The following is a 380-nucleotide window of genomic DNA, read 5'->3' as shown; positions in this document are numbered from 1 at the left end:
TGGTGGCATCGGTGGGCTTGAGCACGCGCAGCTGCTTGGCGCTGGCGTCCTGCTGGGCCTGGTTGCCCACGGCGTCGGAATAGGCCTGGCCGACCAGGCTCTGCACCTGGGTGGCGTCGCACTCGCCGACCGGGGGCGCTTCCAGCGCCTTGCCTGCTTCATCGGTGGGCGCGGCGGCGGCTTCGGCAGCCTTCTGCGCATGGGTGGCGACGGCTTCCTGCTCGTCCATGGGCGGTGCCTGGCAGGCGGCCAGGGCCAGCAGGGTGGGGAACACGGCGACAAGGCCGATGGAACGCCGCAGGCGGCGGAACGACAAGGACGGCATCGAGACTCCGGACATCGAACCAGGGAAACCTTGGAGGATATCGCCAAGCGGGGCG

At 70.3% G+C, this 380-nt stretch carries 1 protein-coding gene; it reads right to left on the bottom strand.

The window, feature by feature from the left end:
* On the bottom strand, positions 1 to 325 hold a 325-nt coding region (locus tag AC1DN0_RS41805), incomplete at its 3' end, for an I78 family peptidase inhibitor (protein ID WP_477146715.1).
* Positions 326 to 380: the final 55 nt, after the last annotated feature.

The organism is Cupriavidus sp. 05N39, from assembly GCF_056397325.1.
Note: the sequence above shows the minus strand (reverse complement) of the source record. Positions and strands in the feature narration are given on the sequence as shown.